The 14192-nt window shown below is 69.6% G+C and carries 14 protein-coding genes; 10 read left to right on the top strand and 4 right to left on the bottom strand.

What is annotated here, in order from left to right:
• The 5 genes from VFB40_RS15445 to VFB40_RS15425 all read left to right on the top strand — a co-directional run bounded on the left by VFB40_RS15445 (position 1) and on the right by VFB40_RS15425 (position 5174).
• On the top strand, positions 1 to 663 hold the full coding sequence (locus VFB40_RS15445) for a hypothetical protein (RefSeq protein ID WP_324851272.1): 663 nt from the start codon (positions 1 to 3) through the stop codon (positions 661 to 663).
• A gap of 93 nt (positions 664 to 756) precedes the next feature.
• Complete coding sequence (locus tag VFB40_RS15440; RefSeq protein ID WP_324851270.1) at positions 757 to 1941, top strand: glycoside hydrolase family 88 protein; 1185 nt, start codon at positions 757 to 759, stop codon at positions 1939 to 1941.
• Between the two features lie 62 nt (positions 1942 to 2003).
• A complete protein-coding gene (gene iolB / locus VFB40_RS15435; RefSeq protein WP_324851268.1) occupies positions 2004 to 2828 on the top strand; it encodes a 5-deoxy-glucuronate isomerase in 825 nt (274 codons plus the stop codon).
• A 12-nt stretch (positions 2829 to 2840) separates the two neighbouring features.
• Complete coding sequence (gene kduD, locus VFB40_RS15430) at positions 2841 to 3605, top strand: 2-dehydro-3-deoxy-D-gluconate 5-dehydrogenase KduD (protein ID WP_324851266.1); 765 nt, start codon at positions 2841 to 2843, stop codon at positions 3603 to 3605.
• Positions 3606 to 3686: 81 nt separating this feature from the next.
• The gene (locus VFB40_RS15425) at positions 3687 to 5174 is read left to right on the top strand and encodes an RICIN domain-containing protein (RefSeq protein ID WP_324851264.1); all 1488 of its coding nucleotides are present in this window, start codon (positions 3687 to 3689) and stop codon (positions 5172 to 5174) included.
• Positions 5175 to 5207: 33 nt separating this feature from the next.
• On the opposite strand, the gene VFB40_RS15420 is transcribed toward VFB40_RS15425, so the two are convergent.
• On the bottom strand, positions 5208 to 5507 hold the full coding sequence (locus VFB40_RS15420) for a LysR substrate-binding domain-containing protein (RefSeq protein ID WP_324851262.1): 300 nt from the start codon (positions 5505 to 5507) through the stop codon (positions 5208 to 5210).
• 286 nt (positions 5508 to 5793) lie between these two features.
• Between VFB40_RS15420 and VFB40_RS15415 the strand changes: the two genes are divergently transcribed.
• Positions 5794 to 6609 carry a helix-turn-helix transcriptional regulator gene (locus tag VFB40_RS15415; RefSeq protein WP_324851259.1) on the top strand — a complete coding sequence of 272 codons (816 nt, stop codon included), beginning with the start codon at positions 5794 to 5796 and terminating at the stop codon, positions 6607 to 6609.
• Positions 6610 to 6699: 90 nt separating this feature from the next.
• Here VFB40_RS15415 and VFB40_RS15410 read toward each other — a convergent pair whose 3' ends face one another.
• Positions 6700 to 7083, bottom strand: a complete 384-nt coding sequence (locus tag VFB40_RS15410; RefSeq protein ID WP_324851257.1) for a hypothetical protein — start codon at positions 7081 to 7083, stop codon at positions 6700 to 6702.
• Between the two features lie 227 nt (positions 7084 to 7310).
• On the opposite strand from VFB40_RS15410, the gene VFB40_RS15405 reads away from it, so the two are divergent.
• Positions 7311 to 7670 carry a bleomycin resistance protein gene (locus VFB40_RS15405; RefSeq protein WP_324851255.1) on the top strand — a complete coding sequence of 120 codons (360 nt, stop codon included), beginning with the start codon at positions 7311 to 7313 and terminating at the stop codon, positions 7668 to 7670.
• 18 nt (positions 7671 to 7688) lie between these two features.
• Here VFB40_RS15405 and VFB40_RS15400 read toward each other — a convergent pair whose 3' ends face one another.
• The gene (locus VFB40_RS15400; protein WP_324851253.1) at positions 7689 to 8840 is read right to left on the bottom strand and encodes a MalY/PatB family protein; all 1152 of its coding nucleotides are present in this window, start codon (positions 8838 to 8840) and stop codon (positions 7689 to 7691) included.
• A 202-nt stretch (positions 8841 to 9042) separates the two neighbouring features.
• On the opposite strand from VFB40_RS15400, the gene VFB40_RS15395 reads away from it, so the two are divergent.
• Positions 9043 to 10707 carry a hypothetical protein gene (locus tag VFB40_RS15395; RefSeq protein ID WP_324851251.1) on the top strand — a complete coding sequence of 555 codons (1665 nt, stop codon included), beginning with the start codon at positions 9043 to 9045 and terminating at the stop codon, positions 10705 to 10707.
• Positions 10708 to 10910: 203 nt separating this feature from the next.
• Positions 10911 to 13166 carry an alpha-galactosidase gene (locus VFB40_RS15390; protein WP_324851249.1) on the top strand — a complete coding sequence of 752 codons (2256 nt, stop codon included), beginning with the start codon at positions 10911 to 10913 and terminating at the stop codon, positions 13164 to 13166.
• 185 nt (positions 13167 to 13351) lie between these two features.
• On the opposite strand, the gene VFB40_RS15385 is transcribed toward VFB40_RS15390, so the two are convergent.
• Positions 13352 to 13549 carry a UTRA domain-containing protein gene (locus tag VFB40_RS15385; RefSeq protein WP_324851315.1) on the bottom strand — a complete coding sequence of 66 codons (198 nt, stop codon included), beginning with the start codon at positions 13547 to 13549 and terminating at the stop codon, positions 13352 to 13354.
• A gap of 209 nt (positions 13550 to 13758) precedes the next feature.
• On the opposite strand from VFB40_RS15385, the gene VFB40_RS15380 reads away from it, so the two are divergent.
• Complete coding sequence (locus tag VFB40_RS15380; protein ID WP_324851247.1) at positions 13759 to 14142, top strand: LamG domain-containing protein; 384 nt, start codon at positions 13759 to 13761, stop codon at positions 14140 to 14142.
• Positions 14143 to 14192: the final 50 nt, after the last annotated feature.

Raw genomic sequence — 14192 nt, 5'->3', positions numbered from 1 at the left:
ATGCGGATCAAGCACGAGACGCTCGGCACGGTGTTCGACCTGGTCTACGTCGCGCTCATGACCAATCTGCTGCTCGTCGTCAGCTGTCTGCCGCTCGTGGCGGGGCTGGTGGCGACCGACCCGGCACGCTCCTGGCCGCTGCTGGCGCTGGTCGCGCCGCTGTGCGCGCCCGGCGTGTGCGCGGCGTTCGCGGTGCTCTCCGCTTTCAGCAGCACGGGCAATAACGCGGTGGCGCGCACGTTCGTCGCGGCTTGGCGTGCATCGCTGCGCCGGGCCGCCGCATTGGGCGCCCTCGCGACCGCGGCGCTGGTGGTTTTGGGCGTGGACGCGCGCGCCGCCTGGGGGCACGCGGTGGGCGCCGCCGCGATTCCGATGCTGATCACGGCAATGGTTCTGATCACGGCGACCTCGCTTCTTGCCCTCGTCGTGATCGCCGAACGCCCGGCGGTCCGGCTGCGCGACGCACTGCGCGCCTGCCTTTACCTGTCGCTGCGGCGCTGGTATCTGACGGCGTTTTCGCTGGCCGTCCTCGCGCTGCTCGAAGCGCTCGCGGCGAGCCGGCCGGCGATCGCGTTCGGCCTGGCGGCGGCGCCGCTGCTGTACGTCGTCTGGGCCAACAGCCGCTTCACCTTGCGGGAGGCGCTGGGACCGATCCCCGGCTGAGCCGCACCGCCCGACCGCCTGCGCCGCACCCGGCGCGCAGGTGCCGGCCCGCGCACGCCGCGGGCCCGCGTATGAACCAGGAGAGGACCAGCAATGACGGCGATCGACGTCCGTCCGAGCCCCGACGCCGAAGCGACGGGACCTGCGGTGGCCGCCGCGCTGCGCACCATCGACGCGAACATCGCCGAGTTCGGCGAGCGCTATCCCGGCGACACGACCGTGCACGGCAGGTACCGGCTGCGGCCCGCGGCCCTCGGCCTGCCCGAGGGCGCCAACCTCGGCTGGACCACCAGCTTCTGGCCGGGGATGCTCTGGCTCGCCTTCGACCTGACCGAGGACGAGGCGTACCTGGCCGCCGCGAGCGCCCACGTGCGCAGCTTCGTCAACCGCGTCGAGCGCCGCATCGATCTGGCGACCCACGACCTCGGGTTCCTCTACACCCTCGGCTGCGTGACCGCCTGGCGGCGCACCGGCGACGAGACCGCGCGCCGCGCCGCCCTCAGCGCCGCCGACCATCTGCTCACCCGGGTGCTCGAACCGGCCGGAATCATCCAGGCCTGGGGGGACCTCGACGACCCGCGCCAGCGCGGCCGCACCATCATCGACAGCCTGATGAACACGCCGCTGCTGTTCTGGGCGAGCCAGACCAGCGGGGATCCCCGCTACCGGGACGCCGCCCGGCGGCACGCCGAGCAGCTGCGCGACAACATCCTGCGACCCGACGACACCACGTTCCACACCTTCTACTGGGACCTGGAGACCGGCGAGCCGCGGCGCGGGGAGACCGAGCAGGGCAACTCCGACGACTCCTGCTGGGCGCGCGGGCAGGCCTGGGGCGTCTACGGCTTCACGCTGAACTACCGCTACACCGGCGACGACTCGTTCCTCAAAGCCGCGCGGCGCTGCGCAGACTACTTCCTGGCCCACCTGCCCGCCGACCGCGTCGCCTACTGGGACCTCGAATTCACCGACGGCAGCGCGCAGGAGCGCGACAGCTCGGCCGCGGCGATCGCGGCCGCGGGCCTGATGGAACTCGCCGAACAGCTGCCGAACGGTCCGCAGGCCGACGGCTACCGCGCCGCCGCGGCCGGCATCCTGACCTCGCTCATCAGCGGATACTCCACCGCCGAGGACCCGCACTCGAACGCGCTGCTGCTGCACGGCGTGTACGACAAGCCCAAGGGCGTCGGCGTCGACGAAGGCACCCTCTGGGGCGACTACTTCTACCTCGAAGCGCTCACCCGCGCGACCTGCGCCGGCTGGTCAGACCCCTGGTAAGCCGCCGCCGCGCCACTCCGCAGGAGAGCAGCCAGCACCGCGACGCACGAAAGACAGGACTCATGGACTACCGGTACCACTGCGACATCCCCGCGCAGGACGGCCTCAACGCGCTGCCGTTCAACCCGTGCCGCCTCCTCGGCCTCAACCTGCTGAGACTCGGCGCGGGCCGATCCTGGTCCGGTGAGTCCGGCGACCGCGAGATCCTCGCCGTCGTGCTCGGCGGAACGGCCACGTTCACCGTCGGCGGCCACAAGTTCGCCGACGTGGGCGGGCGCGCCGACGTCTTCTCCGGCAAGCCGCACTCGGTCTACATCCCCGCCGGATCCTCCGTCACCGTCGAGGCGGCCACGCCGGTGGAGATCGCGCTGCCCAGCGCGCCCAGCGACCTGGACGTCGAGCCGTACGTCATCGAGCCGGCACGCGTGGCCGCGGGCCGGTGGGGCGCCGCGAACTTCGGCCGCACCTACCACCAGATCCTCACCGAGATCTCGCAGCCCGACCTGCCGGCCCGCCGGCTGATCGTCGGCGAGACGTACACGCCGTCAGGGAACTGGAGCACCTACCCGCCGCACCGCCACGCGTTCGACAACCTGCCGGGCGAAGCGCAGCACGAGGAGATGTACTACTTCCGCACCAAGCCCGGCGACGGCTTCGGCATCAGCCGCGTGTACACGGACGAGGGCTACGAGGAGAACTACACGGCTCGCGACCACGCCGTGCAGATGATGCCGTCCGGATATCACACCGTGGTCAGCGCGCCCGGGTACACGACCTACTACCTGTGGTTCCTCGCGGGCACCCAGCGCACGCAGGGGGCGACCGAAGACGCCGACCTGGCCTGGGTCGGCCGCACCGTCCCGATGCTGCGCGACCTCGGGCTGTAGCGGGCGGCACGGATGATCCTCGACAGCTTCCGGCTCGACGGCCGCGTCGCCCTGGTCACCGGCGGCAACCGCGGCCTCGGCCAGGCCTGCGCGATCGCCCTCGCCGAGGCCGGCGCCGACATCGCGCTGCTGGGCCGCACCGAGCCCTCCGAAACCACCGCGCATGTCAAAGGGCTGGGTCGCAGCGCCGTATACCTGTCCTGCGACCTGGCCACCGCCGACCCGGCGCAGCTCGCGGACGCCGTCAACGCCGCCGCGGGACAACTCGGCCGGCTCGACGTCCTGGTGAACAACGCCGGGATCATCCGCCGCGCCCCGGCCGCCGAGGTCACCGCGGCGGACTGGGACGAGGTGATGACCGTCGACCTCGACGCCGTGTTCCACCTCTCGCGGGCCGCGGGCCGCGTCATGCTCGCGCAAGGCGGCGGCCGCATCGTCAACATCGCCTCGATGCTCTCCTTCCAAGGCGGACTGCGCGTGCCGGCGTACACCGCCGCGAAGCACGCCGTCCTGGGCCTGACCAGGGCGCTGGCCAACGAGTGGGCCGCGCGCGGGGTGAACGTCAACGCCATCGCACCCGGATACATGGCGACCGACAACACCGCGCCGCTGCGCGAGGACCCGGTCCGCGCCGCGAGCATCCTCGAGCGCATTCCCGCCGGGCGGTGGGGTGAGCCGGAAGACCTCATGGGCGCCGTGGTCTTCCTCGCCAGCGACGCGGCGCGATACCTGCACGGGACGGTGCTGCCCGTCGACGGCGGGTGGCTCGCCCGGTAGCAGCACCCTAAGAGCGGGCTCTACGAGCTCTCCTGATCCACCGGAGTACAAGGAAGTACCCACGCTGAAGGGATCAACAGGATGAACATCGCGAGACCATCCGTTCGCACCAGGGGCCACGCGGTCAGGCGCGGCGCGATCAGGCTGCTGCTGGCCTGCGCGCTTGCCGGGACCGCCGCCGTGGCGATCGGCCAGCACCAGGCGAACGCGTCCACCAACCAGCTGCGCGGCGTCAACTGGGCCGACCAGCGCGACAACTTCGTCAACGGCGTGCTCTACCCGTCCGGCCTCAGCTCGTCCGACACCTACTCCTCGGCGAGCACCGTGGCCAGCCAGGTCGTCGGCCAGATGTACTCGATCACCGGGGCCAACACGGTCCGGATCCCGATCAACGAGCCGACCGTGTCAACGTTCTGGGGCACCTACACCGGCGCGATCGACGCGGCGCTGAGCAAGGGCAACGTGATCCTGGCCTACTGGGCGTACAGCGGCGGCGCGCCGGCGAGCACGTCAGCGTTCAACTCGATGTGGGACACCGTCGTCGCGAAGTACGGCAGCAACCCCAACGCCTACTTCGAGGTCATCAACGAGCCCTATTCCTACAGCACCACCAACCTCGACAACCTCTACAACACGTGGCTGACCAGGTACCCGAGCGTGCCGCGCGGCCGAGTGATCCTCGACGGCTCCGGCTACGCGCAGAACGCCGCCGCGGTCGGCAACGACAGCCGCCTGGCCAACACGCTGATCGGCATCCACGACTACTCGTTCTTCGTCAGCCCGCCCTACACCACCGAATCCCAGTGGGCGAACCACCTCGCGGGCGAGATCGGCGGCTTCGCCAGCCGCACCGTGGTGACCGAGTGGGGCGCCCCGATGAGCCCGGGCACCAAGAACGGCGTCTACTACAACACCATCAACTACGACGTCCCCAACACCAACTACTTCGACGACTACGTTCGCGGCGAGAGCAGCGAGATGCGTACCCTCGGCGTCGGCAGCGTCTACTGGCCCGGCCTGCGCGACGGCGACTGGTACAGCATGACCAGCAAGACCGGAAGCGGGGCGAGCATCACGCTGTCGCTGGTGAACTCCTCGGGGCTGGACCGCCTGCAGTACGCCTGGGGCATCGGCAACGGTGGCAGCGGCGGCGGAGCGACCTACGACCAGATCCGCAACGCCGCGACCGGCCTGTGCATCGACGGCACCGGGAGCACCACCAACGGAGCCACGGCGCAGCAGTCCACCTGCGACAGCGCGAACACCAACCAGCAGTGGGCCATCGTGGCCGACGGTAGCTACGAGCGCATCCAGAACCGCGCCACCGGCCTGTTCCTCGACGGCATGGGCCGCACCGCCAACGGCTCCGCGGTGGGCCAGTGGAGCGACACCAACAGCACCAACCAGCAGTGGACGGCCTCGGCGGACGGCAGCAACGTGCGCTTCGCCGATCGCGCCACCGGCTTGTACATCGACGGGATGGGCCGCACCGCCTCCGGCTCCGACCTCGGCCAGTACAGCTCGTCCAGCAGCACCAACCAGCAGTGGCAGTTCGTGCCCGCAGGCTGACCTGACCGCCGAACGCCGCCGCGCACCAGCGTCTCAACACCCACTGACGGGCCGCTGGTGCGCGGCGGTCTCATGCATGGCGCGGACGAATGCGGAGATCGCAGGATGCTGCGAGGCGCCGCGGCGGCACGCGATCCGGGTGTGGCGGCGGGTACGCAGCGCAAGCAGCCGCACACCGGGCGGCGCTTCACGGGCCGCCAGCTGCGGCACCAGCGAGACCCCCTGGCCTGCGGCGACCAGAGCCAGCACGGTCGCGAAGGCCCTGGCGCTCGGCCGCAGACTCGCCCCGCTCTCCTCGGCCATGTTCGCCGAACCCAACCCGACCGTCCTCAAGGCCGCAATGAAACCCCGGGCCGCATCCCGACTCCAGACGTGCGGCTGCCGCTCCTTCCCGCCACGCCCGCGTCGCGCGACGCCGCACTGCGCTGCCTCGCCGCCGCGACGGAGACGCCGGATCACCGCCTCGACCTGCTCGGGGCATAGCAGCTGCACGCACGAAGCACAAGCTCTGAGAACTCGGATGCCTAAGCGGCCTTCCCCTGGTGATGCTTGGTGCGCAGGTCTGCGGCTTCCAGCTGCGAACTGCGCAACAGCGAGAAGCAGTCGGGGAGCCGGTGAAGTGATCGCTCAGTTCGACCGTCCGGCGGGGGCGGAACCGCACATCTTGGAACCGGAGGATTTCAGAAACCTGTTCGCCGTCCTGGAAACGGTCGCGAATTGCGTCGGCCAGGAGCAGTTCTTCGATCAGTTCCGGGAAGGGCTGGCCCGCCATCTCGGTTGGGACGACACGGTCCTGGTGGACATACCGCAAAGCCACGGATCTTTTCCGGAGAAGTCCGCTCTGCTCGATCATCTGCATAGCAACCGGCCGGCCGATTTCCTTGAGGAATACATTGACCGATGGTATCTCCGGAACCCGTTCAAGACCTCCCGCGCCAACTCCCTGCTGGGCCGCAAACACCCGATCACGTTGTGCGACATGTATCCGCACAGCACGCCTGCCGAGTGGGAATTCGTCGATCAGTACCTCCATCGCCACCGGATCGCCGACGTCCTCAACGGCACCATCGACGCCGGGCCGGAGGGAGGCATACTCGTCTGCGCTTATGCTTCGGACGAGAACCTCATCCGAGGGCGCGAGCGCACCCTGATGAAACATCTGAACCGCCACGTCGGCCCATGGCTTCAGGCTCATTTCGGACGACTGCGCGAAACGCGGACCCAGGCGGTCCTCACCCCACGCGAAAGGCAGGTCGCGCAGCTGACGGCCGACGGTATGACCAACGCGCAGATCGCCGATCACATGTATGTGACCGTCGAGACGGTCAAGAAGCATCTGACTCATGCCATGGCCAAGACGAAGTGCGCCAACCGTACCCAGCTCGCGCTGCTCTTCTCAGCGAAGGACACGGTTCGGCCGAGCGGCCCCAGCTGACCGCCAAGAGGCCCGCCCCGCAGCCCGCCCCCGCGCGGGCTGCGGGGCGGGCCGTTCACCTGACAGCCGGCTCTCGCGCCGTCTCGCGGCTCAGCCGTTGTAGAAGTCGTACCAGCTGAAGTAGCCGTGACCGTAGCAGTTGCCGCCGAACTGCCAGTACCCCGGACCGACCAGCGGGCCGTAGATGACCGTGCCGTCGCTGCACCCCGTGACCGCGCCGGAAAGCCCGTAGTCCACCGTGACGTTCGCACCCCACTCGTAGGTGCTGCCCCACACGTGATCGACCTCCGAGACGTGCATGGGACGGATTCCGCCGGGCTTCTGCGGGGGCGCGGCCTCGTGCACGATCTTGACCGGTGTCTGCGACACCGGCGTGGGGACCTTGCTCGACGCCGCCGACGCGGCGCCGGTTACGGCCACGGTCACCAGGGCCGCGGCGGAAATCGCCGCCGCCCCGAACGTCCTTGCCTTCATGAAAAACTCCCGTTTGTTTGGGCCTTGCCCGCCGACCAGCGGGCTCCCAGAAAAAGCGTATTCATGACATTCGCGGCCACACAATTACCCGAAGGTGGAAGGCGACGGTATTCCACCTTCGGGTAATTGTGTGGCCGCTATCTCGATCCTAAAGTCGTGAGCACGGGCCCGCGACGCCCGCTCACCTGAGGGCCGTCGGTGTCGGAGCCTTGTGCGAAGCTGACGCCATGGCTACTGCACGCTTGATCGCACCGATCTTCGCCGTCCACGACCTGGACGCGGCGCTGGAGTTCTACGCGCGGATGGGCTTCTCCGTCCGGCCGTATTCCGGCGGCGGCTACGGCTTCGCCACCCGCGACGGCGTCGAACTCCACCTGGGCGTCGCGCCCGAGGGCGATAAGCGCACCAGTTCGGCGTACCTGTTCGTCGACGACGCCGACGAGCTGGCGGCCGAGTGGCGCGCCGCAGGCATCGAAGTGCACACCCCGCAGGACACCGAGTGGGGCCAGCACGAGGGCGCCGTCGTCGATCGCGACGGCAACGTCATCCGCTTCGGCTCGCCGATGAGGGAAGCGGCCGAGGACTAGCGGCTCACGCGGGGAGTATCAGGACTCTGCCGTGCCTAGCCGGCGCAGGATCTCGGCGAGGATCGGCTCCGAGGTGGCGAAGTTGAGCCGCGCGTAGCCGGCCCCGCCGGGCCCGAAGTCCGGGCCGCGGCTGAGCATGACCTTGTTGCGGGCCAGCAGCGCGGCGGCGGGATCGTCGCCAAGTCCGAGGGCGCGCCAGTCCAGCCAGGCCAGGTAGGTCGCCTCCGGCAGATGATGGCGCACTCCGGACGGCAGCCCGTCTGCGACGAGGAGCCGGTTGCGGTCAAGGAGGGCGAGCACCTCGGCGAGCCACGGATCGCCGTGCCGCCAAGCCGCGAGCGTACCGGTCACGCCGAGGCTGCTGGACTGGCCGAGCAGCACCGGCGGCAGCGCGTCGAGCGCGGCGCGGACCGAGCCGGGCGCTACATCCGCGACTGAGCAGCGCAGGCCGGCCAGGTTGAACGCCTTGCTCGCGGAAGTCAGCGTGACGGTACGCGCGGCCAGGTCCGGTGCCAGCGCGGCGAAGGGCAGGTGCCGGTGCGGCCGGTAGGTCAGCTCGGCGTGGATCTCGTCGGAGATGACGAGCAGGTCGTGCCGCTGAGCGATCTCGGCGAGCGCGGAGAGCTCACCGGCCGAGAACGCCCGGCCGGTCGGGTTGTGCGGGTTGACCAGAATCAGCGCCTTGCATCGCTGCCGCGCCACGTCCGCGGCGAGCCGGTCGAGGTCGAAGGACCAGCCCTCGTCGGTATCCAGCATCGGGATCGGAACGAGGGGCCGGCCCATCGCTTCGAGCGTCCGGACGAAGGGCGGATATGCGGGCGTGTGCATCGCCACCGCGTCACCCGGATCCGTCGCGACGTGCAGTACCGCTTGCAGCGCCTGGATCACCTCGGTGAACACGCGTACGTGCTCCGGCTGCGGGACATATCCGTACCTTGACTTCATGCGGTCCGCGAACGCCTCGGCCAGCGGATTCTCCCCGGGCTTGTCGTCCCAGGCGGGGTAGCCGAGATCGGTGTGCACCGCCTCGACCAGCGCGTCGCGGATCGGCTCGGCCACTGGGAAGTCCATGTCCGCGACCCACGCGGGCAGGGCTCCGCGCGCGGTGGCCAGGGCCCACTTGGCGCCTGGCCGCCGGGTGAGGGCGGCAAGGTCGAGATCATCGAGCATGAAGCCAGCGTAGAGCGACGAGCGCGGCTGCGACCGAGCCCACCGAGGCGCCTTCCCCTGGACGCACCGCCGGAGGGTCGTCGACGTCGAAGAAGGTTTGCTCACCGTTCACCCCCGCTCCGCCCTCCCACCGGGCCCTCGATGGTCTGATCCGAAGCGAGCCGCGCGGCTCCGCGCGTGATCCATGGGAGGGGACTGCCGCATGTTCGACCGTTCAAGCCACCAGCCGGTGCGGGGCAGGCGTACCGGGTTCGGGCTGGCCGCCTCGTTCGCGCTCACCGCCTGCGTCGTGACCGTGTCCGGCGGCGGCGCGGCCCAGGCGGCGGGGGACAGGTCGCCGTTCATCCCGGGCGACCTGCTGCTGAGCCGGGTGCACTACGCCGGGTACGCCGGCCTGATCACCCCCGGCGTCACCGTGCTGCCGACCGGCGCCGTCGCGATCGCCGACGGCAGCTTCGCCCACGTCTGGGACAACGTCCAGGTCGACGCGAACTTCGGGGTCACCGCGCCGATTTACCTCGACCGGCTCACCGGGCGCGGCGCCGTGGTCGGCTCGATCGCCGTGCCGGACGCCGCGGCCGGCGCGCCCGGGCGTGGCCGCGACCTGCTCAGCGGCAGCTTCTCCTCGAAGTCCGAACTGGCGCTGAACCTGTCCACCGACGGTTCGGCGGTCACGTTCATGGGTTACGTCGCCCCGGCCAACACCCTCGACGCCTCCAACGGCAACACTCCCGGCGTCGTCGACCCGACGAACCCGGATACGCAGGCCGTCTACCGCGCCGTCGCCGAGCTCGACGTCAACGGCAGGATTCGGATCACCGAGAGCAACGCCTACAGCGGCGACAACGGCCGCGCCGCGATCCTCGACAACGGCACCGGCCGGTACTACGCGGCCGGCAACTCCAACAACGGCACCGGGACCTCCGTGCCCGGCGTGATCTTCGGGACCGGCGCCCAGCTCATCACCCCGGCGCACGCGCCGGAGAAGGCGCAGACCCCGGGCAGCCCGACCCCGGCCGGCGGCTTCAGCATCACCCAGCTGCCCGCCAACACGAAGGCGGACAAGCTCGGCAAGGACACGAACTTCGCGGAGCTGACCATCCATGACAACGTGCTGTATTACACCAAGGGCAGCGGCGGCAACGGGATCGACACCGTCTACTTCGTGGACACCACCGGCAAGGCCTGCCCGCAGGGCGTCGGGCTGCCCGTCCCCGGAGCGCCGCTTCCCTCGACTCCCGACGCCTACGACCCGGTGACCGGCCAGCCGGCGGGCAACATGTGCGTCCTGGCCGGGTTCCCGACCGCGCTGGCGAAGTCGATCAAGACCCCGGACACGGGCGCTCCGGCCAACACCGCCGCGTTCGGCGCCCTGTGGTTCGCCAACCCCACCACGCTCTACGTCGCCGACTCGGGCAACGGCTCGGACGCCTTCAGCAACGGAACCTACACCGACGCCGCGGCGGAGAACCTCGCCGGCATCCAGAAGTGGTCGCTGGTGAACGGCGCTTGGACCTACGACTACACCCTCAACGCAGGGCTCGGACTCGGCGTGCCGTACACCGTCCCCGGCCTCCCGGCCGGCACGAACGCCGTCACCGGCCGGCCCTGGACGCCCGCCGTCGACGGCATCCGCAACTTCACCGGCAAGGTCGACCGCGACGGCACCGTGACCCTCTACGGCGTCACCACCTCGATCGGCGGCGTGTCCGACTACGGCGCCGACCCGAACAAGCTGGTCGCCATCACCGATGAGACCGCGGCCATCACCCTGCCCGCCGACGAGCAGTTCAGCACGCTGCGCACGGCCCGCCCCGGCGACGTGTTCCGCGGCGTCTCCTTCGCTCCGCGCTCCGACCTCTGGTAGGCCGATACGGCGGCAGCAAGTCAAGGGCCTACACCTTCTCCAGGTGTAGGCCCTTCGCACGCCCGCAGACCTCCGACTACTTGACGCCTTGGGAGGTTGCGTTTACTTTCGTTTAACAATTTTCTAATGAATGTTGTGATGTTTGCTTTTCTGTTTGTTTCTCGGCGGCGCCCGACACCCACCGTGCAACGAGGAGTCCGAACATGCGCATCGCATCAGCACCGCCCGCACGAACCGGACCGCCCCCGCGAACCGGACCGCGCCGCCTTTTCACCGCCTGCCTCGCGCTCGCCCTCGCCCTGTTCGCGGTGGCCGGGCCGCGCACCCCGGCCAGGGCGCAGAACAACGGGGCCGCGCTCACCCCGCTGATGGGCTGGAGCAGCTGGTCGTTTCTGCGCGGCTCGCCCACCGAGGCCAAAATGAAGGCCCAGGCGCAGGCCATGTCCACCTCCGGCCTGGTCGCCGCCGGATACAAGTACGTCAACCTCGACGACTTCTGGTACCTCAACCCCTCCACCACCGTCGACAGCTACGGCCGCTGGGTGACGGACACCTCCAAATTCCCCGACGGCATGGCGAATCTGGGCTCTTACATCCACGGCTTCGGCGAGAAGTTCGGCATGTACCTCACGCCCGGCATCCCGGTCGCCGCGTACAACCAGAACACCCCGATCGAAGGCACCTCGTACCACGCCCGCGACATCGTCTCGGACACCAGCAGCCACGAGACGAACTACAACTTCGGCAACGTCATGTACTACATCGACTACGCCAAGAACCCGGCCGCCGCGCAGGCCTACCTCAACTCCTGGGCCGACCAGCTGGCCGGATACGGCATCGACTACCTCAAGGTGGACGGCGTCAGCCCGAACGACGGCGACACCGAGGCCGTCGCCGACGTCCAGCACTGGGCCCAGGCGCTCAACCAGAGCGGGCGCACCATCCACCTGGAGCTGTCCAACTCGCTGACCACCGCCGACATCGCCTCCTGGCAGCAGTACTCGAACGGCTGGCGCATCGACGGCGACATCGAGTGCTACTGCGGCTCGAACGGCTCCTCCTTCCCGCTCACCGACTGGAACAACGTCAAGGGCCGCTTCACCGACGCCGCCCGCTGGATCGGCGACGGCGTCACCGGCGGCTGGAACGACCTGGACTCGATCGAGGTGGGCAACGGGAGCAACGACGGCCTGACCCTGGACGAGCGCAAGACCCAGCTGACGCTGTGGGCGATCGAGAACTCGAACCTCACCCTCGGCGTGGACCTGACGAACCTGGACTCGACGGACCTCGGCCTGATCACCAACCCCGAGGTGCTGGCCGTGGACCAGGCCGGCCACCCGGCGCGCCCGGTCGACGCGACCACCACGTCGCAGGCCTGGTACGCGCCGAACGGCGACGGCAGCTACACGCTCGCCCTCTTCAACCTCGCCGACTCGGCCGCCACGGTCGCGGCGAACTGGCAGGACATCGGCTTCACCGGCTCCGCGGCGAGCGTGCACGACGACTGGTCCCACGCCGACCTGGGCAGCTTCTCCACCGGCTACAGCGCCGCGCTGCCCGCTCACGGCTCGGCGCTGCTGAAGGTCACACCGACGAGCGCGGTCACCTACACCGCCATGTCCTACAACATCGTCAACGTCAACAGCGGCATGAACCTGGCCGTCTCCGGCGACTCCACCGCCTCGGGCGCCGCGATCGTGCAGCAGAGCGCTGACAACGCCCTCGACCAGGAGTGGCAGCTGGTCCCGGTCGGCGACGGCACCTACAAGGTGGTCAACCGCACCAGCCGGCTGCAACTGACCGCTCCGTCCGCCGCGCAGGGAGCCCAGCTGATACAGAAGGCTGACGACAACGCCGGCGACTCGCGCTGGCGGTTCGCCTCGGCAGGCAGCGGCTCCTACACGCTGACCGCAGTCTCGGACGGACTGCTGGCCGACGTCTCCGGCGCCTCGACGAGCGCGGGCGCCCCGGTGATCCAGTGGCCGTCCAACGGCGGGGCCAACCAGCGCTGGACGCTGACGCCGGTCCCGGACGCCAACCAGGGCTACCGCGTGGAGAACTGGCTGACCGGCGGGCGGCTGGACGTGAACAACGACTCCACCGCGAACGGCGCGCAGCTGCTCGAATGGTCCGACAACGGCAGCAGCGACCAGCGCTGGACCTTCGTCAAGCAGTCCGGCGGCGCCTACACGATCGTCAACGCGAACAGCGGCAAACTCGTCAACATCCCCGGCCCGACGACCACGCAGGGCACCCAGCTGATCCAGTACCAGGACGACGGCAACAGCAACTCGCGCTGGACGCTCGTCGACGAAGGGCCCGGCGTGATCGCGCTGCAAAGCGTGTACGACAGCCAGCTGATCGACCTGTCCAACGGCGGCACCGCGCCGGGTACCGCCGTGATCCAGTGGCCCTCGAACGGAGGACTCAACCAGCGCTGGACCCTAGCCCCGTGACCACAGCCTCCATGACAACACCGCCTCTATGACCGCGCGGCGCTGCGTTGACCGCCGACGCGCAGCGCCGCGCTAAGACCACGCGACCGCACTCGCGTGGACCGGGCGTGTGGCCGACCGGACCGCGGTCGGCCACACGCCCTCGCCGTGATCGAAGCGAGGTCAGATCCGGACGGCCGGCGGCGTCAACCCGACGAGCTGTCGAAGCGCAGCTTGGAGGTGATCCGGTACCGGTCGCCCCGGTAGATCGAGCGGGCGAACTCGACGATGCGGCCGGTCGCGGCGCGCGTGGTGCGCTCGATCAGCAGGACCGGGGAGTAGAGCGGCACGTCGAGCAGGTCGGCCTGGTCCGGGTTGGTCACCGTGGGCTCGATGGTCTGGATCGCGTCGGCGAAGTTGCCCAGGCTGAGCGGGATCGGCAGGAACCCCGGCGTCGGACTCAGAATCCTGCCGTATCTCCGGGCCGAACGGCGACGACGTCAACGAGACCTTCTACACGATCTCGCCGCTGGCCAGCTGCGATGACCCGAACTACAGCGAGAACGACTTCGAATACCTGCCCAACGGCGGCTGGGGCGTCAACGGCCCGCGCATGTACACCACCACCTGGTTATCGTACTGCGACAGCCCCTACTCGCAGGACAACAGCTCCACGAGCGTCGCCGCGAGCGACGCCGGCTGGCGCACGCTGGTGATGACCGTGCACGGCGGCGCCGTCACGTACTACATCGACGGCAGCCAGTACTGGTCGACCAGCGGCAAGTACTATCCGCGCGGGAACCTGACCATCGACTTCAACGAGTGGTTCATCAACGGCTACCTGAACGGCAGCTCGACCCCGCGCAGCTGGGAGGAGCAGGTCGGCTGGGTCTACTTCGCCGGCGGCGTCGCCCTCTCCCCGGCGCAGGTGAGCAGCAACGTGGCCGGACTGCAGTCGGCCGCCGCCAGCTTCGTCGACACGGTACCGAACAGCTGACCCCACCTCAGCGGGCCGCGCCCTGGCCGGATCTCCCGGCCGGGGCGCGA

Origin of the sequence: Actinocrinis sp. (assembly GCF_035650855.1) — a bacterium.
Taxonomy (GTDB): Bacteria; Actinomycetota; Actinomycetes; order Streptomycetales; family Catenulisporaceae; genus Actinocrinis.
The sequence above is the reverse complement of the archived record's forward strand: the minus strand, read 5'-3'. Positions and strand labels throughout refer to the sequence as shown.